This is a genomic window from Pseudoalteromonas luteoviolacea (assembly GCF_001750165.1).
GTDB classification, from domain to species: domain Bacteria; phylum Pseudomonadota; class Gammaproteobacteria; order Enterobacterales; family Alteromonadaceae; genus Pseudoalteromonas; species Pseudoalteromonas luteoviolacea_G.
Map to the genome: position 1 here is coordinate 1,586,240 of NZ_CP015411.1, position 19,601 is coordinate 1,605,840.

At 40.6% G+C, this 19,601-nt stretch carries 15 protein-coding genes and 1 tRNA gene; 5 read left to right on the forward strand and 11 right to left on the reverse strand.

Annotated elements, in window-relative coordinates; translation table 11 throughout:
* Positions 1 to 497: 497 nt before the first annotated feature.
* Positions 498 to 674, forward strand: coding sequence for a hypothetical protein (locus tag S4054249_RS26865; protein ID WP_155401418.1), 177 nt, complete (start codon positions 498 to 500; stop codon positions 672 to 674).
* Positions 675 to 687: 13 nt separating this feature from the next.
* The gene (locus S4054249_RS06905) at positions 688 to 2,526 is read left to right on the forward strand and encodes a hypothetical protein (RefSeq protein ID WP_046358140.1); all 1,839 of its coding nucleotides are present in this window, start codon (positions 688 to 690) and stop codon (positions 2,524 to 2,526) included.
* Positions 2,527 to 2,699: 173 nt separating this feature from the next.
* On the opposite strand, the gene S4054249_RS06910 is transcribed toward S4054249_RS06905, so the two are convergent.
* The 6 genes from S4054249_RS06910 to S4054249_RS06935 all read right to left on the reverse strand — a co-directional run bounded on the left by S4054249_RS06910 (position 2,700) and on the right by S4054249_RS06935 (position 11,202).
* Complete coding sequence (locus tag S4054249_RS06910) at positions 2,700 to 4,040, reverse strand: HAMP domain-containing sensor histidine kinase (protein ID WP_046358141.1); 1,341 nt, start codon at positions 4,038 to 4,040, stop codon at positions 2,700 to 2,702.
* Positions 4,033 to 4,722 (reverse strand): response regulator transcription factor, encoded by a 690-nt coding sequence (locus S4054249_RS06915; protein ID WP_046358142.1) that lies wholly within the window; start codon positions 4,720 to 4,722, stop codon positions 4,033 to 4,035. Before S4054249_RS06915 ends, S4054249_RS06910 begins: the two co-directional genes overlap by 8 nt.
* 69 nt (positions 4,723 to 4,791) lie before the next feature.
* A complete protein-coding gene (locus S4054249_RS06920; RefSeq protein ID WP_046358143.1) occupies positions 4,792 to 6,120 on the reverse strand; it encodes an alpha/beta hydrolase-fold protein in 1,329 nt (442 codons plus the stop codon).
* 273 nt (positions 6,121 to 6,393) lie between these two features.
* Positions 6,394 to 8,055 (reverse strand): hypothetical protein, encoded by a 1,662-nt coding sequence (locus tag S4054249_RS06925; protein ID WP_052961148.1) that lies wholly within the window; start codon positions 8,053 to 8,055, stop codon positions 6,394 to 6,396.
* A 403-nt stretch (positions 8,056 to 8,458) separates the two neighbouring features.
* Entirely contained in the window at positions 8,459 to 9,352 is an 894-nt protein-coding gene (locus S4054249_RS06930; protein ID WP_046358144.1) for a hypothetical protein, read from the reverse strand.
* A gap of 497 nt (positions 9,353 to 9,849) precedes the next feature.
* A complete protein-coding gene (locus S4054249_RS06935; RefSeq protein WP_046358145.1) occupies positions 9,850 to 11,202 on the reverse strand; it encodes a S41 family peptidase in 1,353 nt (450 codons plus the stop codon).
* A gap of 249 nt (positions 11,203 to 11,451) precedes the next feature.
* On the opposite strand from S4054249_RS06935, the gene S4054249_RS27275 reads away from it, so the two are divergent.
* Complete coding sequence (locus S4054249_RS27275; RefSeq protein ID WP_052961149.1) at positions 11,452 to 11,655, forward strand: integrase core domain-containing protein; 204 nt, start codon at positions 11,452 to 11,454, stop codon at positions 11,653 to 11,655.
* Between the two features lie 396 nt (positions 11,656 to 12,051).
* Positions 12,052 to 12,663, forward strand: a complete 612-nt coding sequence (locus S4054249_RS06945; protein WP_046358146.1) for a hypothetical protein — start codon at positions 12,052 to 12,054, stop codon at positions 12,661 to 12,663.
* Between the two features lie 7 nt (positions 12,664 to 12,670).
* Here the strand turns inward: S4054249_RS06945 and S4054249_RS06950 are convergent, their stop codons facing one another.
* Positions 12,671 to 13,741: a hypothetical protein gene (locus S4054249_RS06950; protein ID WP_046358147.1), complete on the reverse strand. Its 1,071-nt coding sequence runs from the start codon at positions 13,739 to 13,741 to the stop codon at positions 12,671 to 12,673.
* A 291-nt stretch (positions 13,742 to 14,032) separates the two neighbouring features.
* Positions 14,033 to 14,109, reverse strand: a tRNA-Pro gene (locus S4054249_RS06955).
* A gap of 330 nt (positions 14,110 to 14,439) precedes the next feature.
* Here S4054249_RS06955 and S4054249_RS06960 point away from each other — a divergent pair.
* Positions 14,440 to 15,819, forward strand: coding sequence for a fibrinogen-like YCDxxxxGGGW domain-containing protein (locus tag S4054249_RS06960; RefSeq protein WP_046358148.1), 1,380 nt, complete (start codon positions 14,440 to 14,442; stop codon positions 15,817 to 15,819).
* A gap of 108 nt (positions 15,820 to 15,927) precedes the next feature.
* Here S4054249_RS06960 and S4054249_RS06965 read toward each other — a convergent pair whose 3' ends face one another.
* The 3 genes from S4054249_RS06965 to S4054249_RS06975 form a co-directional block, all read right to left on the reverse strand.
* Positions 15,928 to 16,932: a CobW family GTP-binding protein gene (locus S4054249_RS06965; RefSeq protein ID WP_046358149.1), complete on the reverse strand. Its 1,005-nt coding sequence runs from the start codon at positions 16,930 to 16,932 to the stop codon at positions 15,928 to 15,930.
* A gap of 213 nt (positions 16,933 to 17,145) precedes the next feature.
* Entirely contained in the window at positions 17,146 to 18,561 is a 1,416-nt protein-coding gene (locus S4054249_RS06970) for an alanine/glycine:cation symporter family protein (protein WP_046358150.1), read from the reverse strand.
* Positions 18,562 to 18,706: 145 nt separating this feature from the next.
* The gene (locus S4054249_RS06975) at positions 18,707 to 19,429 is read right to left on the reverse strand and encodes a metal-dependent hydrolase (RefSeq protein ID WP_052961150.1); all 723 of its coding nucleotides are present in this window, start codon (positions 19,427 to 19,429) and stop codon (positions 18,707 to 18,709) included.
* Positions 19,430 to 19,601: the final 172 nt, after the last annotated feature.

Below are 19,601 nucleotides of genomic sequence, written 5' to 3' on the forward strand. Positions count from 1 at the left end.
TGTTGATTAGCGAGTGTATTGAGCAAGCTTGAAATTACACCTCATATCTAAACTATGTTGTTGTTCACAGTTCATGATTCATACTTTAGTCTAATATGTTTCATTTTTAGGTCTGTGCTTTTGCAATCAATATGAGTAAAGAAAGTAGGGGGATCTGCGGCATTCATATTAGTAATTTTCTCATAAGAATCAATTTTTAATGATGAGTACAATTTTTATCTATTAGGTAGATAAAAGGGGCTAGTCTGGCCGATCGCACATGATGAAGGTGGTGTTAATTTGGCAGATAAGAACATGCTGAATACTTGAGTTCCTCGTTTGGGTGTGTGAGCATGTCGCGGCTTGTATGACTGATTTGACCACCAAGGGCTGTTTCCCGGTATGGCGCTGAGCGTGCATGGCGCGTTTTAAGAGATTTTTCTTCGGCACATACAGTTGAGATTATCACTAAAAGATTACCTGCGCGGCCAAAACAAAGGAATCGTACCATTACTATTTTGAAATATGCGGCGACCTCATCTATTCAACCTCAAAATAACGATATTGTTGTGACGTTAAACAGTGCAAATCCCAGCTATGGTCAAGCGCTTGGTAATGTAATGGCGAACCATTCAACGCTGAAAAATGCACAAAACATTACGCGTATAGTTAACAACACAGTACATCTTAAATAAAAGGATTTGAAAGATGATAAAAAGATTTAAAACGTTTAAATACTGGACAGATAACATCATCGCTAAAAGCCTAATATTAGTTGTAATGCTTGTGGCAACGTCCGCTTCGGCAGGTATTCAAGGGCAAATCGTGGCAAATTCGCCGACCACGCCATCTGTGCCGATTAAAACGGGAGATGAAAGTGCGACATTACTATTTGACGTACAAGGCGCACAGAGTTTTCGTGTCGAGTTAGTTGTACCTGTGGATGGCGCAAGTGTTCAACTGTTTGATCCACGAGGTAATGTGGTTGTGGATATCAATGATCCTAAAACGCAGTTTATCGCGGGCGCAGAACTAGATGCCGTTAATCCATTACCTGGCGGTATTTTCTTGCTTCCAGAGCAGCTGCAACCGCAATCAGGCCAATGGAAAGCAGTTGTTCGTTTTCCTACTGCGACCTATGATATGGTGGTGATGAGCACGGTATTTATGCGTTCTAACCTGCAAGTCGGGATGGCCATTGCGCGCACTGAGTACTTGGTAGACGAGGTGGCCCCTCTGGCTGTGATTATCTTAGATAAGGGCTTACCGATCGCAGGCGCTTCACCTGAGTTCACTATAACAGGCCCTGATGGCATTAACACAGTTTTGATTGCACAAGATAATGGGGAAGAAGCTGACGCACAAAAAGCTGATGGGATTTACAGTATTGATTTTCTGCTGGGTAAACCTGGTCAATATAAAGTAAGTATGACGGTTGATATTAATACCAGCAATGGCATGGTTCGCCGTACAGACGGTATGATGCTTGATGTGAAGAGCCCTTTTATTGACGTTAATGGCATCACGTATGACAAAGTATTAGGCAGCACAGGGTGTGTTGAAGCAATTAATGCACGTGTGAATTTAGAAGTGCTGGAAGCTGGTCAGTATGTCGTGAATCTCGATGCTTCTGATGGTGAGAATAAATTTCTCAGCAATAAAAATGTGTCTTTGCCAGCAGGTGCATCAGTCATAAATTTAAATTACTCACGTGATGCGCTCAAAGCTAATTTGAATAAAACATCTCAATATCAATTAACTAAGTTCTGGGTGAATAAAGTTGACGCAGAAGGCATTCATTTAGCAGCACTGTTACCTGATCATGTTTTAACTACTGATACGACTTATGCTGATTTATGCCGAGATGACATTGAGATCACGCCTGAGATCACCGAAGCACCCGTTTTGGCTGATGGATATTATTCTGGTATCGATGTCAGCTTTCCTGTGTACGTAAAGCAATCTGGCCGTTATCAGGTGTCTTTAAAAACTTTCGCTGAAAATAACACTGATTTAGGTCTTACTACGTTTTCTGTCGACTTGGCAGCGGGTAACAATGAAGTGATGTTTAATGTCAGCAATAAAGCACTTGCCAAAGCGGATGGTCCGTATCGCTTTGTTGGGCTACTGGTGACCAAAGGCAGAGTCTCCGCCAGACTGAATTTATTGGGTGAAAGCCGAGTGTATAAAAAAGAGCAGTTTATGCCGGTGTTTACAGCGGTCTTCGACGCGCAGCAATATGCTTTAGAGCGCAGCAATTGGCAAACATCACCAGTGACACCCTCTAATAATACAAGAGTGGGTGGTTACTTACGCTCAGGTGCTTCAATTCTTTATGACTATGAAACACTATTAACTTTTAGCCCAGAGATTTCAGGTAGCCATGTTTTGGAGGCTAAATTGATCATCGAAGTGGGTGAGTCGAGTCTGATGTCGCCATTTAATACGATAGAAGTATTTAATCAAAATAAGCTTACACTAAATGGACGCGCAGTGAGTTATGATGATTTTTGCCAAAGTTTTAATGTATGCCCTGCTTGGGATTAACGCTTAGGTACTATCCCCCCTGCAATAGTAATGCGGCACCAGCAGTGCTGTGCTCTGTTGAAGTACAAGCAACTCGATTTTTTCGTGTCACAGGAGACATCAGATCTAGTAGTAAATTTTTTATTCATTAAACACGATAGTTGATTAAGTCGAGACTAATTCAATTAAGTACTTTAGAGAGAAATTAATAATGTCGCTTTAAACTCTTTGCCTGTTGTTTCAAGCTTTAATTCTCCGTGGTGTGCGACGATGATGGCATTCACTAATGTTAATCCTAACCCCAACCCATCACTACTGTTGGCATTTGAGCCTCTAATGAATCGACTCGTCAGATTATCGAGCTCTTCCTGTTGTATTGGCTCGCATGTATTTTGGATTGATATTAATAATGTGTGTTCGTTGATGTCTGTGAAAATCGCAATATCAGACTTATTCGGTGAATACTTGATTGCATTATCTAATAGGTTGAGAAAGGCTTGGAAAATTAGGTTTTTGTCTACATAGGCCCGCATTGGTTTGGTATTCACTTGTAACTTTTGCGTTTTTAACTCGGCTATCGGTAACAATAAGTCAACTGAGTCAATAATAATACCTTCAATATCAGAGAGCTCTTTTATCAGTCGGGCATTGCCTGTTTCCAAGCGCGAGATCCGTAATATGGAGTTAAATACTTCTGCTGCTCTTTCGGTGCTATTTTTTAAAATGACATACTCGTCATAAGGGATGTTTAAATCTTCAACCTGATGGGCAAGTTGGGTCAAAGGCGTTTTTAGCTCATGTGCTAGGGTGTTAGACATGTTTCTTATGTCGCTGACTTTTGCTTCAATGGTTGCAAAAGTCTGATTTAATTGCTTTGCTAAGCGATTAAACTCGTTGTTGTCATCATTTACCGGGATTCTTTTCGATAAATCACCTGTTTTGCTTATGGACTCAGAGATAAGGCTGATATCGTTTATTTTTTTATAGATTTTGCGTGATATGTACAATGTCGACAGCAAGAAAGTACAGATGATAAATAGCGTAATCAATAAGCTAAGTGTTAAGTAATTGTTAGCTTGGTCCGTGACTTCAATTGCCTTATTTTCAGGTTCTAAAAGCTTTTCTTCCAATACGACATAATTATCGAGCTCTAAATAGATCAGGGTCAGCTTCTTACCGACAGAGGGGTTTGTATTGAATGTGACATATAGCCTGTCTGGGCCTATGAGTTCTGCAGCTTTACTGACCTCTTGCTGTAACCAAACAGAAGTTGAAAAGCGTTCTATTTCATCAAGCGCTACAAATTTAGAACTAATCCATTTAGAGTCTTGATTGAGATATTGCTTCAACGCCGAAGGACCGTCTTGTATATACGCTCGACGTAACTCACAATAAGGGCAGTCGGGCACCAATATATTTTGAATATTGACTTTCTGTTGCGATTCGATTTCTTTATAAATCGGAAAAAGCATAATGAGCGTGACAACGCAGATACAGATATAAACTAAAGCGAGTCTGCCGATATAACTATTCATGATGATTTCTTTCTAAGGCGTACCCAATGCCTCGTAATGTCTTGATAAAGCATTGTGTGCTGACTGATTCTATTTTTTTTCTCAGGTTGCTTATATGCACATCAATCACATTGGTTTGGGTATCAAAGTTATAGCCCCATACTTTTTCCATTAACATGGTTCGGGAGAAAACTCTATTAGGCTGACGAATAAAGACTTCCAGCAAACCAAACTCTTTGTTTTTCAAGTCGATAATTGAATTATTAACGCTGACCTCACGCGTAATTAAGTTCAGTGTTATGTCTTCAAATTGGATTGAAGATGTCTCGTCTAGCTGCAACGCTTTAGGGCGACTCGCTAAGATGTGAACTCTGGCTTCTAGTTCGCTGAAGGCAAATGGCTTAACCAAGTAATCATCTGCGCCTGACGTTAAGCCATTTACCCGTTCATCCACGTCCGATAAAGCAGATAAAATAAGGATTGGCACTGAATTATTTATAGCTCTAAGCCCTTTGATAATAGCTAATCCATCAAGCTCTGGCAGCATTCTGTCGACAATACACACATCAAACGGATGTTCTACAGCTAATGCAAAACCTATTCTCCCATTATCTACCCACTCAACATTGTGACCGGCTTCTTTAAACCCCTTGGATATATACTGTGCTATCGGCTTATCATCTTCGATTAATAAAATATTCATGTTGTATATTTTTATATATTTGGCTCAACTAAAGTAAAATCTTGACTTTATTACTGTGTAACAAACAGCTTAGTTATTAGATGTTGCTTGTACAGGAGTCCCAAGTTGCTTTGCTATTTTTAATTTTTGATTTATATAATGTGCCATATTAGGGTCTTTATTCGCTTTGGCAATACTTAAGCTTTGTAAGTTTTGCTTTTTTGCGGCTTTATATAAACCAGCAGCAAGATAAGTCTCGCTGAGTTTATGGTGCGCATAAGCTGATTTAGGCTGTTGTTTTACCCATAACTCGCCTAATTCAACAGCTTCATCAAAGCGACCTTCTTTACGTAACATTCTTGTCACTGAGCGAAGGCTGTTTGCGTTTCTAGTCAGGTTTGAATAAGGCTTAATTTCAAAACCAATATATTCACTTAGTTCCTGATAGTGTTGTGTTAATTGTTGCGTAACAGTACCATTTTGTGGATTTTCACGCATGTGGTTAAGTATTGTGCTGGAGTCAAATTTTGCGCGAGGAAAAATTAAATCAAGTCCGGATAGCAGCCCTTGAACAGCCATTGGATAGTGGCCATAGTTTTTGATGTGCTCAACTTTTACTTTAAAGTTTTTAAATGGCTTTAAAGCATCAGTTAATGCTTCGCTATTATTTTGCTGAGCTGGCTGTTTGTGAGCTTCTCGCATGGATGAGGCGACGTATAAGAAGCCTTTATGCTCAGGTCTTTTACTTAATGTTTGCACTAAACTGTCTATTAAAGTCGTTTCAGGTGTATATCCCATGCCAATGACATCCGTTGCGGCAAACATAAAATGTGCATCAAATAGTTCCGGTTGGGTAATTAGACTGTGCATGGCAAAGCTTGCGGTAGGCGACATGCCTATTAGAGCCTTAAAATCGTTGGTTCTATAGTGCTGGTCAATAAATGGCATCAGCTCGTTTTTTAAGAAGTTAAGATATTCTTCAGCCCCATTTTCATCAGACCAGAACGCTTTATCTTTGGGGTTATCAGACCAACCACTGCGACTGTTGTATAATTGTGGAGTTATACCTTTTGCAGAGTTCTGGTCAATGGATACAACAATTGCTTCTGGCATAGAAGCAGTTTGGCTTAGGTGTCTAACTACACCCCCAACCAATTCAGACAGTGTCCAGCCATCTAGGGTGTATATAACCGGGTAGCGGATATTTTCAGCTCCTAATTCGTAATCTTTAGGCAAATAAATATCAATCTTCTGGCGGCTTTCCAATATCTCGGAGAGATAGTGAAATTTAATCACGCCATTAGTGCAGTCTTTACAATATTCAATACGACTAGTGTCGTTACTTCCTTCAACGTAAGATGAAACTGTCATTGCAAGTGCGATGAAAGGTGTACTTAAAAAACGTATTAGATAGGCCATGTTGTTCACTGTGTTGGTACAAGCTAGGGTTTATGCTAAACACCGAGAATTAAATTACTCTATTTGCAACATTAAATTTATTTAATGTTTAAAGATGGTTTGATCAAGTATGAGTAGTTTTTTGGTATGGGATCCTACTGGAGTATTGAGGTGGTATAAATTTGAGTTGAATTTTGTACTCTGAAAAGCCTTTCACGATGACTAAATAAGGAAAGAGTAAAAAGCCCTTACGGGGAATATCTGTAAAGGCTTTTTGGTGTTTAAATAAAGTACTTATTGCTGAATACGACGGATACTCAAATTATCGCCACCATTGCTACTGACTTGCTGAACTAGACTTATACCCGCCACATCTAAAACATGTAAGGTTTCAAGTGTATGTGCAGTTTCGGCATCTTTAGAGGTTTCTTCAGCTAAGACATAAAAGTGCTCACCAATTTGACCACCATTATGGTCAATGTTGGCACTGAATAAGCTGTAACCTTTTGCACCGGTTTGGGTTTCGAGTGTGCCTGTCGAGCCTGTACTTGGTACAATTGCAATATAAGACACCACTTCTGTGGTATGGCCTTCATTTAGCGTATCTTGCTCAAAGAATGCCGCTTTAAACCCAGTTGTTGAAATGTCTTTTACGCGCGTTGCAATGGTGTGTCCACCTTCATAGGTTTGAACTTGTAAAAATACATAAGGGTTTGCAGAAAATGCTTGTTCAAAGCTAATATTGTCAAAGTGCTTCGTACCATCTAGCTCAAAACTGCCTACTTCTATTACGGTGCCATCTGCCATCGTATAGCGGCCTTGTTCAAGTGCCATGTAATCAAATGACTCTTTGTTGGGATGCACTTGATCTAGATAATTCCACTCTTTAAACGCTACTTCAAATGACGTTGGGGATACATTCTGTAAACGGTTTACACCACCATGGCCACCATTAAAGGTAGGTGCTGAGGTAAATACAGCGGGGGCATAAAAGTTTGTACTACCAAAGTCATAGGTGCGCCATGTGTGATCTAAGTCGTTCACAATGGTGTTAGAAAGCAAAGTAATTTTGTTGTCTAACGCGCAAGGGTCTTGGGTATAGCAAGCAACTGAGCTGTCGATATTGGTTGCCAAATCGTTGATACGCAGTGGTAAAGTCGCCACTAAACACGTACCCCCCGTGTTTGGATTTAGCTTGTAAAGCTCAGATTGATTTTGATGACCATGATCATTTATGACTGTACGGCTAATGAGCATGTCGCCATTTTGCGCAAGGGTGGCGCCTGTTACCGCAATCAAATTATGGTCAGACAGCTTGCTCATGCTGTAGTTCTGAGGATCGCTACGATCAATTAAGTACACAGCACTCGAAGTGACCAAATATAGTTCTCCACCTTTAATCACTAAATCACCGCGATACCCACCTTCAACACCGTCAAAGTGCATTAAGGTTGTTGCATTGCCGTTTGACTTGTCAATGTTGTATAACTTGGTGTAGCTATTAGCTAACAGTTGGTCGTTTTGCGCATCATATGTCATACCAATTACAGACTTGGTAATACCGTCCACTCTGTGGTGTGTTTTGGTGTCGAAATCGTAGTACGCTAAGCGATTGTACTTAAATCGGTCACCCTGAACGGGGATCTGCGCAAGCACCTCTGCGGGTGCATCTAGTTCACTTAAATCCACCTTGTATTCAAATGGCATTGGTGAAGAGGTATAGTACATACGTTTCAGCGTTGAATCATAAGCCATCGCCGCTGAACTAAATTCTGCCATAGACAATGCTTTGGCGGTCTTGTCTTGCTCTTGCAAGCTAAATAGTACTCCTGGCGCACCACGACCAGAGTTAATAGAAAATAACTCTCCCTCACAGCTATTTGCATTGGCAAAGGTTGAAAGTGTGGCTGTAGAAATTGCATAAACCCAAAGTACAGAGTGTGGCATCTTAAGCATAATTAGAACCTTAATACGTATCCTAAATTAATAAAATGACACAAAGAAATGACACATAATTTTAAGCTATGTGGGCCTTTATCCTGAAAGGTGAGTGCATCCATTATAACTTTGTAACCTGCCGAGACTATGCCCAATTATTGCGTTTAACGCAAATCATACGGCAGTTCAACTTCTTCAACGGTCTTTACAGTAGGGTTAGCGGTTAGGTTGTACTCGTATAGGGGATAAATTGGGTAGAGAGGGAGTAGAGTGAATGGGTATAAGCTCAAAATTAAGAACTCACTCAAAAGGGTCAGGATGATTGATTAAACTCCAAATTATCAATGGACGCGCCTGATGCTTTGCGTCTTCTACTGGGAGCTTGTCTCTCAGGTGACCCTCACAACATGTTTAATGGCCTCTACAAACCCATATTTCGAACTTCTGCGCGGCTTGGGGCTTGTTGTGAGCTGAAAGTTTCCAGCTGTACATCATCACCAAACACGTTATGTAGCATTGCTTTAAAGTCTTCAGGTGACCTATCAAAGTCCAATGTAAACAGAGGTTTAAGCTGATCTCGTTCAATACCACGCTGATCAGCCATAGTAGTCAATTTTTGACCTACATCAGCAAAGCCCTGCTCATCCATACTGCCAACTACTTGGCCACCGACACGAAATACAGCCGTTTGAGGTGTCTGATCGAACATCAACTTTCTTCGATATGCTTGATCTTGCGCCAGCATCTCATTGAACTCGGTTTCTTTATGAATGGCGATTTGCTTTTGGGAGTAGGCTTGGTAAGTGCTGCCATTAAACATTTCAAAGGCCTCTGCATTTGTTGGCCCTTCACCTTGTTCAAAAAACTCGACTTTACCATTTCCAGGGTAATGTTGACTGACTAACGACTTCAATTTCTCCACATCACCTCCAGCCTGACGGAACAAGCCCTGTACTCCACTTCGACCAGCATAAGAGCCATCCCCACGTAAGTAGGCCATAACCTGACCGTCAACCTTGATCATACCAACAACGTCTTGTTGTTCTCCATGTTGTTTATAGTAGTCCGCCAAGTCTGCATGTTTGGAAGACAGTGGACGCATATCTTGATTTAACATAGCGAATTGATCTTTATCGGCTACTTTGACGTGTTCCGGCTTGATTAGGTAAGTCAAATTCACTTTGCCTTCAAGGCGAGTAGAAAAAGGCGCCTCCTGTGATGGCATATTCGGCTCTTTGTCTGCTTGTTTATGTTTAACAGACTGAGTGCGAGTGTAATAGGACTCTCCTGCACCTGCGTAATGGGTAATGTGCATAATTCAGCTCCTTTTGAGATTCTGTCTAGAGTGTTTTGACTGCGTAGTTGTTCCTTTCAACTATAAGCAGATAAAACGTATGGACTAAAAGTAGCAAATTTCGGACCATGCGTGTTTTATCGTTCCAGCAGCAATGTGGCGTTTATAAGTGCAGACTTGAAGGGGAGTTCAGTGAATGAGGCCTGCTTATCATTGACGGGCAGACTTTTGCCTGTCCGGCTTCAACCTGTTCATTTGATTGCCGCTATCCATGACCACATTAATAATTTTTGCTCGATTAAAGAACGAGAGGTATCTCGCTCTGGTTACATTATTAAACTGTTGAATAAGGAGGGGATGTGAAGAGGAGCTTGGGCAATGCGGCCCTAAACTTACCGCTTATTTCAGAGATTTAGATAACAATACACGCATATTTGGGGATTGATGGAAGCTGGTGGTGCGATGAACATTAAAGCAAGCGCCATGTTGTGGCACATGACGATTGCTTAAAGGTAAAGTTAAAGCATCGCTTTTACTTTTTCTGCAAGCGCAAGCTGTTCAACTGCTAGGTCGGGTTGAACAGGCGTCATTTGTTGATTACCGCTTGGACGGGTAAGAATAAAACGAGGTGAAATCATCTGAAGCTGACTGTGAGTTAAATGCTTAAATTGAATGCCACCACTTTGTGTGCTTCGGCCACCAGTTGGCCTACCAATCAGCTGAGCAAACTGGTGATCTTGCACAGTATTAGCAAAGACGATTGACGATGAGTAAGTACCCGTGCCAATTAGCAATGACGTTTTGCCATGATAGAAATTAGGTAAGTGTGTTTCAGGTTCGATTAAACGGGTGTTTTCGCCTTGTTCAATAGCACCAACGAGTTGGCCTGGATCTCTGTATTTTAGCAGCACTTTTGAACGGTAAGTTGAAAAGTGGCGATACGGCTTATCGGCGATGTAGCGCATAATACCTGCCATCCACATGTCATCGTTTCCGCCACCATTGCGGCTAATATCAATAATTAAATGATTAATTTGTTTCTCTTTTATCTCAGTAAATACTGAGTCCATATATTTTAAAAACTGTTTGAAGTCATCCCACGCAAACGTGTTTACCTGTAGAACCGCTGTTTTATCATGGTAAGACACATTAAATTCATCTGCAAACGACGATTTTGCCAGCGCGGTTGGAATAGCGGCTTTTGCATTGAGCGTAACATGTTCTATTTTATTGTTTTGTTGAAACGCGATTTTAAACGACGCTTGTGGACCAAACGTCATATAATACAATCGGTTAAATTGGCTTTGTAATACATTTTTGCGAAATGCGAGTGTATCACCATGGGTATTCACGAGTAATTGCTTTAACAGTGCCTCTGCATTTGTGCCATTAATAGATTGTATTTTTGCGCCTTTATATTTGCTACTTTGTTCGCCCAGATCGCGGGCTATGTATAGACCATCATCTTTGATGCTCACTTCGAAAGGGAATAGGGTTACGCCTTGGGCTACCCATTCCCTCCACTGTGAAGATGAACCATGACCCACTTTTAAATGCCCATCAGCAAGCATTGAATTAAGTGGTGCTATTTTTTGCCAAAAAGTCATTGCAGTCATTGGCGCGTTCAGCTCGGTTTTTATTTGTGAGACAGCGTCGTAGAACTTATCTACATCGTGCACACTATGTGATAAATCTGGATGAGTTTGGTGCAACCAATTGAACCATTGATCAAAATCTTCGCTGGCTTGTTTTGCCGAGAGGGTATGTTGCAAAGCTTGTGGCGTGTGACTACTTGCCAGGGTATTTGCCGAAATAATACTGATACATGAAGCAGCTGTAATTGCGCATATGATTCTTAAAGCTCTGATCATTGAGTTGTTATTCCTTTTATTCTTATTTATGTCTTGTTTGACGCACCATAATAACAAAAGGTTTAAATGTATTTGAGCTATTAGAATAATAATTTTTTAACTTTGATGATGGCTAAGTATTTAAACTAAAAACTGAGGCTCGCTATGGCCTTAGTTATGCAACCATACCTCACTGCTACGCATATTGTCTTTTGGCTCAAATAAATATGATACCCATTTTTGAATAGTCCAAGGCATCCAAAAAAAGTATTGGATTTATATCTGTTTGAGTCACATCAGCAAGTTAGTGACATTACAGAAGAATGGTTAGATATTTATAATTATGAATGGCCTCACGATGCACTAGGAGAGCAAACTCCAATGAGCTGTACTAAAACTGAGGCAGTTACATTATGTAGAGACGGCATAATTCTACTAATGAACTTTACTAAAGCTGGGGTAGTTACACATTAACACCCCAATTTCAACGCAGCTTGTAAAAGCTATGCGGTTAGTCATGTCTAAAATCCCTGAAAAAATAACAACCTCAAAGTAAAGTAACTCTATAGCTTAAGTGAATGAAGCACTTTTGAGTGGTTTGTTTATGTTTTGAAATTCACCGTGGGGAGTTGTGGTACAAATAGAAGTGGGTGTCATTTTTAACACGATTTATTAATCGAAAGTTTACAAAGCATATGCGCATTATGGTGCATCGACACAACCGCATCAAAAAGGGCTTATGGAAATCTACGTATACCAGGCTCTGTTCATGGGCGAACGGGTTTACAAGCAAGGTTTTTTGGCGGTGGTCCAAAGTACCAATTTGAAGAGCTACTGAACTATCTCAATTTGGAGTCATTAAGAGATAGCTTGAGACTAGAAAAAGAATTGAGAGTTGTTAGGTTGCCAAATGAACCTAAAAGCAATAAGCCTAAACAACAAACTCAAAGGCGTTACGGTCACAACATTAAGGATTGGTGGCTAAAATGTATAAACACCATTCAAATTCATTTTCGTAAGCAAGGCAAGGTTCCTAAAAGCAAACGTGATAAAACAGCATTCATTCTGTTTGTTGCCTTGCAACATTTAAATAAAGACTCTGCTTTTGAAAAGCTGGTAAAAATAAATGGTGAGCTGATAGGCTTTTCACTCGAAGAGTTAGACGGACTGACAAAAACGGCAAAAAGCACTTTCTACAAATACAAAAAAGAAACACTAGCTGAATACCTAGAAGACTTACTTGACTACTGTCCTGAATACTTGTTTACAAAGCCCAAAGTTAAGTTATCAAGTGATGAAATAAAGCAAAGGCAGAAAAAAGCGGCCAAAGATACTGCTATTAAGAAGAGAAATAGCTCTCGAGAGCTCGTGCGAGAAGCTTTTAATGAATTGATCAATGAAACAGGCAAAAAGCCAACTCAGAGGCAAGTTGCCGAGAGGGCTGGGTTAGGATTACGAACTGTGAAAAGGTATTGGTGTTAAATACAGGCTAAGAGCTTTCTTCATATCGGATTGAAAGTAGTCTCTGTGCTAACACTGCTAGTCTAGATTTTTTTAAGGCTAATGAATCTTGTCGACTAAGAGTGTTGAATTCTTCAGTGGGTGGATATTGAGATATTAGAGGTTCAAGATCCTTATATGATGAACCTGAGGGCCTTAGACCTACCTTTGGTATATTCAATGTAGAATAAGAATTTGTGTTGATTAGTTTTTTTATGCTAGTGATTTCGGCAAAGCAAACCTCCTGTAAAATAAGGCCAATAGTTGGGTCAGAAGAAGCAATCCATGAGAAATCGTTGATCGAGTCGTCAAAGCTATAGAATATTTCCGTTGTCGCCATGAAAAGAGCTATATCTCTTGCTACATTATTTAAACTTTTTATCTCTTCTTGAAGGCTTGCTCTATAAGCCATATCACTTTGAATCTTTTTATAAAACTCTCGACGATACAAATGCTTATTTTCCTTTACATGGAAAAAGACTAGAACGGTATGGAAAATGAAGCTAAAAATTGGCAAATGATTGTATTTAATAAGCTCTGAAAGTTCTATGACGTGCTTTTTTAGTCCGGTCTTCCTATTGTAGATATACTTTGCCACGATCAACCAATTTTGCAGTGTTTCAATATTTTGAGAAATGCCTGGTAACACATTCGTTACTAGACGTATGAAGGCTTGCCTATCTTGCCTTGGAACGCTTAAGTTAAAGTTTTGCTCAAGGGAGTCGTAGTATTCTTGTATTGCATCAATCGGTTTGCTGTGGTTCAAAAATAGTTCGGCAGCAGCAAATATGTGAGATATTTCAGCTTGCATGTGACCTGCTTGTGTAAGCAAAGGCACAATTACATCTCTATTTGAGTTTTTCCTTATATTACTGAAAATATTTGAGTCAAGAAGGATCTTGTTTTTTAGTTGGATATGCTTGTTAAATTCAAAAATGGGGTAACCATAGAACGGGGTGCCTAAATATACAGTTTTATCACTTTCAAATTGTAACAACTGTTTAAAAGGCAGACTTTCACAGAGTTTAAATTCCAATTTATTTGTCACTTCGTTACTCATCTCAGAAATATTTCCTTTGCATACATCGTAGAGTGTTATAGCTCCTACTTTATCAACAGCCCATCTAGTATGTGAAGACCCAGTTAGAGATTACTGCGTGAAGTAAAGTGCCATTAGCTGTCTTCCTATATATCCCCCCCACAGCACCAGAACCAAGCCAAAAAAAGAGAAAATAATTTTAGATAAATATGGTGCGATAAATGTGCGATATAGAGTTTGATATTGCTGATGCTTAGTGCGAAAAATAAGAAGAGAAAATAATATAAATAATTGAATAGGGTAAGGAAAAGCTGGTCGGCATAGCAGGATTTGAACCTGCGACCCCTGACACCCCATGACAGTGCGCTACCAAGCTGCGCTATATGCCGACTTGGTTGTCACTATAATGATTTTATTTTAAAAGGCAATAACTAATTGGTTTGTTTGGACATTAAATGGTCATAAAGCCGTTTTTAAATGCTGAGTGGTGTATTTTACCCTGTTAAATTGGGCCAATGAGGTGTTTTTCGCTTAGGGTTTGTCGTACTTATGAGTACGGTATCTGTGGCGTATTTTTTAAGATATAATATTATTAATATATTGATTTAACTAAATAAAAATAACTTTTTCGTATGTCAAAAAGGGGGGCGCTTTGTTAGCATAATTGCGAGGGTTGCAATGATGCGGCCTCATACCTAGTAAAACATAAGGAAAAGTAAATGTTTAAACTTGCTCTACTGTCAGCAGCCGTATTCGCTGCAAGTTCTGTAAACGCTGTTGTTTTGGTTGAAAATACAGTCAGTCATAATGATGTGCTGGTGCCAGCAACATCCAATGAGGTGGTGGTAACAGGTGTTGCCAGCAATTTACATGCAGATCCAGGTGCTGTTGCACTGAAAAAGAACCCTGACGGCTCGTTTAGCTTAAGTTATAAAGAGTGGGAGTATTTAGATGGTACGCATACCAACGAAACCATCTCGACGCTTACATTAGGGGCTGGTATCCACACTATGGCCGATGGGTCAATCTGGGAAGTGGGTGTACTTGATATGAGTACTGCGAGTCAAACGTTTGAATTTTCTCAGCAGTATGATCAAGTACCCTATTTATTTCTAAGCCCGCAATCTGATAACAGTGGTTTTGCATACGTTGCCAGAGCGAATAATGTTAACCAGATCGGTTTTGACGCTAAAATTCAATATCAAGAATTACAAACAACTGGAAATACTCGTGTTTCCCAAAAAGTTGCTTATTTGGCTGTTTACGCGCCGAGTAAAACGGGTCAGTTGGACTCAGGGCAAACTTACAACTTAAATCAAGCTAAAGTTAACGAGCAGACAATTAAGTTTGAAAACCATGAGCTGTTTTTACAAGAAGAGCAGTCAAAAGATGCTGAACTCACTCATATGCATGAAGTGATCAACATGCTAGATATCGACGGTCATTTATTTGCGCAAGATATTACGACCACTGGTGGTGATACAGTAACTATTCGTGCAAACAAAAATATTCAACCGGCGTCAGGTAGCGCAAGTTGTAAAATGATCTTAGAGAAAAACCCAGATGCATTGTCCGGCTATTATACGTTGGATCCTGACGGGGTAGGTGGTCTGGCTGAATTTACTACTTTCTGTGATATGGAAAATCAAGGTGGTGGCTGGACATTAATGGCCATTCGCTATGTGCCGGGTAAAGAGTACAGCAGTGCAAATAACTATGAGTCACATTATACCGAGACGCAAAATATCACTTCGTTTGTGGATAATTTCCATTTGACTGATCCACAGTGGTTCCATTTCAAGAATAATAGCCAAGAGATGATGCTGACTATGCGTGATGCAGGCTATTATGGCATTGCTGATATCTCTAAATTCGAAAGCGCCAACTGTGTTCCACTGCAAGACACGCTTGGCTTAAATCACGGTTTAACAGGGGAAAGCATATTCAGACTTTATTGGTTTGAAGATGGGGTTTGTGATGGTAAAGGTGGTAATTTCTCCATGCTTAACTATGCGAATATTTATGGTGGAACGTACTTTAAATCGACCAATATTGGTTCGAAAATAGTCGGTGGTACAACTTATATCTTTGTAAGATAATGAGTAAAGAGCAACCCTTTGGGTTGCTCTTTGTATTAATAGTATTGTTCTTTAATTAATGTTGTTTGAGCGCATTATGTTAATGTTTAGTGCTTATAAGTTTTATTGTTAGGTTGTTAAGCAGTGGATAAGCTTTGTTTCAAGATCATCACTTAAGTGTTCACCAATGATCTCAATACGGCTTTCAATACATTCGTCTAGTTCTATTTCTGTCGTGCCATCGGCTGTTTTGTTGTAGCCAAAAATGCCATCCATGGTGATAAACACCGCCTTTAAACGTTCCGCGTCGACGCTTGTGACAAATACTCTCAGCTTATCTCGGTCAAATACTTGCTCGGGGGAAAAACGCCAGCCCACACTGACAAAGCCTTCTCCTTCATTTTGAGCTTTTAGGAAGCCATCTTCAGGGAAAGGCTCTGCGTTAATTTCTCTTTCGGGATCGGCATCATGGTGATGGTGGTGATGACAAGGCGGTTTAGCGTTATTGATGGTTTTACCGCTGAGCCATTGAGGTTCAATTTGTCCATGTGAACAAAACTCTAATTGCTTGCTATCAAAACCTTTTTCAGTCAAAAAGAGCGCGAGGTGTGCTTTTTGTGAATCTTGGTATAAATCAAGTTTATTGCCGACCACAACATCAGCGATGGCAATTTGCTGGTTAAACGTGGCATGCTCTGTGTAGCGGGTATCTTTGAGGTTGCGTGCATCGACTAGGGTGATTACTTTTTCAAGGCTTAGTACTTGCTGGTAGTATTGATTTGACAATAATTGCAGTACTTCCAAGGGATGCCCAAGCCCTGTGGGTTCTATGAGTAAGCGATGTGGCTTGGCTTCGCTGAGCAGTTGATTGAGCGCAATTTGCATTGGCAAACCAGATGCGCAGCACATACAGCCACCGGGGACTTCTCGAATATAAACTTGTTCGTCTTTTTTGCCGTTGAGTAAATTACCATCAATACCAATCTCACCAAACTCATTGACCAAGATGGCCCACCTTTCATCCTCAGGTTTTTGCGCAAGCAGGTGCTTAATTGCGGAGGTTTTACCAACTCCCAAAAAACCTGTGATGATGTTGGTTGGAATCGCCGAGATCGGCTGATTATCACTTTGCATTACATACTCCAATTTTTCACACTTGTGTGACGGTTGCCGCGCATTATATTTGAAGTGTTATACTATAACAATTGTTGTCTTTCTAAGCATGGTGTTCACCCTGTTGTTAATGGGCTCTTACTATAATTTAGTGGATTTAACGGTTTTGAAGAGAGGGAAGAACAAAAAAACGGCAGTTTAACCGCCGCTTTTTAGATAAAAGTGATTGGCAATTTACTTGCGCCAAATACCTCTAGGCAGTGTTTTTGCTATTTCAGGTCGGCTGCTTGGATCAAACTTAGGTGTTTTACCTTCTTTAAGCTGGGCTTTGTAGTCTTTTGCAAGCCAGATCACGATCCCCGACAACATGAATAACGCAGCAACGTTCACAATGGCCATCATACCCATTGAGATGTCAGCCAGTGTCCAAATCAAGCCAAGCTCGCCAACAGCACCAAACATCACCATGCCTAATACACACAGGCGGAATACCATCATGGCTGTCTTGTTTTCTTGTAAGAACATTAGGTTGGTTTCAGCGTAGCTGTAATTTGCCACAATAGATGTAAAGGCAAAGAAGAAAATAGCAACGGCAATGAAGATTGCACCCCATTCACCCACATGCTCCACAAGCGCTGCCTGTGTTAATGCAATGCCTGTTACACCTGAGTCAGGGACTAATTGGTTTGACAGTAAAACCAGGGCTGCGGTTGCACTACAGATCACAATCGTATCGACAAATACGCCGAGCATTTGCACATAACCTTGTGATGCAGGGTGATTTGGGTTTGGTGTCGCACTTGCAGCGGCGTTTGCTGCACTACCCATACCAGCTTCGTTAGAAAATAAACCGCGCTTAATACCTTGGATCATGGCCTGCATAACGGCGTAACCTACAGCACCGCCAGCAGCTTGCTCTAAGCCAAATGCGCTGTTAATAACCTGCATGAATACATCTGGTAGTAGCTCAAAGTTGCTAAAACAGACATACAACGCCACTAGCAAATAAGCTAACGCCATAAATGGCACAACCAGCTCAGCAAAACGTGCAATGGTTTTTAGGCCACCAAAAATGATGAATGCCGAACCAATAACAAGCACAATACCCATTACATATTTAGGTACATCAAATGCCACTTCAAATGCTGCCGCAATGGAATTTGATTGTACTGCATTGAATACTAAGCCAAAAGCAAGGATCAGACAGAGTGAGAATAAGATCCCCATCCAACGCTTGTTCAAGCCATACTGCATGTAATAAGCCGGTCCACCACGGTAGTTGCCGTCTTCGTCTTTCACTTTATAAAGCTGGGCGAGCGCACTTTCTGCAAAGCTGGTTGCCATACCAATTAAGGCAATAAGCCACATCCAGAAAATTGCACCTGCACCACCTAAATAAAGAGCGACGGCCACACCGGCCATGTTGCCCGTGCCCACACGTGCTGCGAGTGATGTACAAAATGCCTGAAATGAAGAGATGCCTTCACCTGCGCCACTGCGACTGTTGGCCATGACTTTGACCATATGTGGGAATTGAGCAAATTGAATAAACCCAAGTCGGATCGTAAAGAAAACACCGGCTGCGATCAGGAGGTATATAAGAATATGTCCCCACAACAGGCCGCTGATTTGGTTAAAAAACTCAGCCATCGGATATCCTTCATTTAAGGTAACGAATAATTTTGAGCGCGTAACTTACCACAACTTGTTATCTATACGAAATTACTGCGTCGAATTCAGTTGTACAGTATTGTTTGCATTTGCACTGCCTGCAAAGGTTTAAGCGCTATATTGGTTACGATGTCCAATTGTTCCAAGGGAGGTTATTTGTGTCAGGTAAAAAGCTTAAAGTCTGTAGTTTTGCCGACCAAGCGCTGAACAGCGCTGAAATATCTGTCCAGTAGGGGAGTGTAAAGTAGATACACCCAGCGGTTATTACTACTTGCGATAAAGAGGTAACTGGGTAGCGCAGATCGATAAGCTTCATTGCTGTACCAAATGAGGCTTTAAGCTCTTTGTTATCGATGTCTACACTGTAACACTCATCCAATATGAGGTGGGTGATTGCGCCCGTAAAAATAAAAATACTGCTCAGTAATGCAATGTGTAGAGTGACACCAACAAGCAGAGCCGCGTGCAAGGTCAGCATACTAAACATCAATACCGCCGATATCGAGTGTAAGGTGGCTCGGTGAACTGTAAAATGTTCAAAAATAGGTTTTATTACGTACATAAAACACACATACACCATGGCGCCAACTAGCCACGTCTCTATGACCGAATTAAAGTCGTTATTGAGGAGTAAGATCCCAGCGACTAGTAGCGCAAAGATACTAAACAGACTATTAAGTGATTTAGATTTGTCGGAATCAAGGTCGGGCAATAAACCTGCAAGTGCGCCAACAATAAATAAGCCGAGTGCTTGAAATCCATTAACCTCTGCCATGCTTAATAAAACGGAGCTGAGCGTCGCACTGATAACGGTAGATGCTTTGAGGTGAGTAGAAAAATTCGCCATGATACTTCCAAGTAGCGGAACCAATTAATTAATAAAAAGAAATTAATTTTTCTTGCTAGTCTACATGAAAAACGTGAGCAGGCACATGACTGTGATTTAAATCTTCCTATAGAGTCACAGACACTCCCTCAGTAGCACGACATCACTGATGCTGTAATAAGGTGTAATGTTC

Excerpts from the sequence above, each read along its gene's own strand:
- S4054249_RS06915 (WP_046358142.1), bottom strand. The coding sequence starts at position 4,722 with ATGAATATTTTATTAATCGAAGATGATAAGCCGATAGCACAGTATATA.
- S4054249_RS06970 (WP_046358150.1), bottom strand. The coding sequence starts at position 18,561 with ATGGCTGAGTTTTTTAACCAAATCAGCGGCCTGTTGTGGGGACATATT.
- S4054249_RS06975 (WP_052961150.1), bottom strand. The coding sequence starts at position 19,429 with ATGGCGAATTTTTCTACTCACCTCAAAGCATCTACCGTTATCAGTGCG.
- S4054249_RS06960 (WP_046358148.1), top strand. The coding sequence starts at position 14,440 with ATGTTTAAACTTGCTCTACTGTCAGCAGCCGTATTCGCTGCAAGTTCT.
- S4054249_RS06920 (WP_046358143.1), bottom strand. The coding sequence starts at position 6,120 with ATGGCCTATCTAATACGTTTTTTAAGTACACCTTTCATCGCACTTGCA.
- S4054249_RS06935 (WP_046358145.1), bottom strand. The coding sequence starts at position 11,202 with ATGATCAGAGCTTTAAGAATCATATGCGCAATTACAGCTGCTTCATGT.
- S4054249_RS06925 (WP_052961148.1), bottom strand. The coding sequence starts at position 8,055 with ATGCTTAAGATGCCACACTCTGTACTTTGGGTTTATGCAATTTCTACA.
- S4054249_RS06965 (WP_046358149.1), bottom strand. The coding sequence starts at position 16,932 with ATGCAAAGTGATAATCAGCCGATCTCGGCGATTCCAACCAACATCATC.
- S4054249_RS06910 (WP_046358141.1), bottom strand. The coding sequence starts at position 4,040 with ATGAATAGTTATATCGGCAGACTCGCTTTAGTTTATATCTGTATCTGC.
- S4054249_RS06905 (WP_046358140.1), top strand. The coding sequence starts at position 688 with ATGATAAAAAGATTTAAAACGTTTAAATACTGGACAGATAACATCATC.
- S4054249_RS06930 (WP_046358144.1), bottom strand. The coding sequence starts at position 9,352 with ATGCACATTACCCATTACGCAGGTGCAGGAGAGTCCTATTACACTCGC.
- S4054249_RS06950 (WP_046358147.1), bottom strand. The coding sequence starts at position 13,741 with ATGAGTAACGAAGTGACAAATAAATTGGAATTTAAACTCTGTGAAAGT.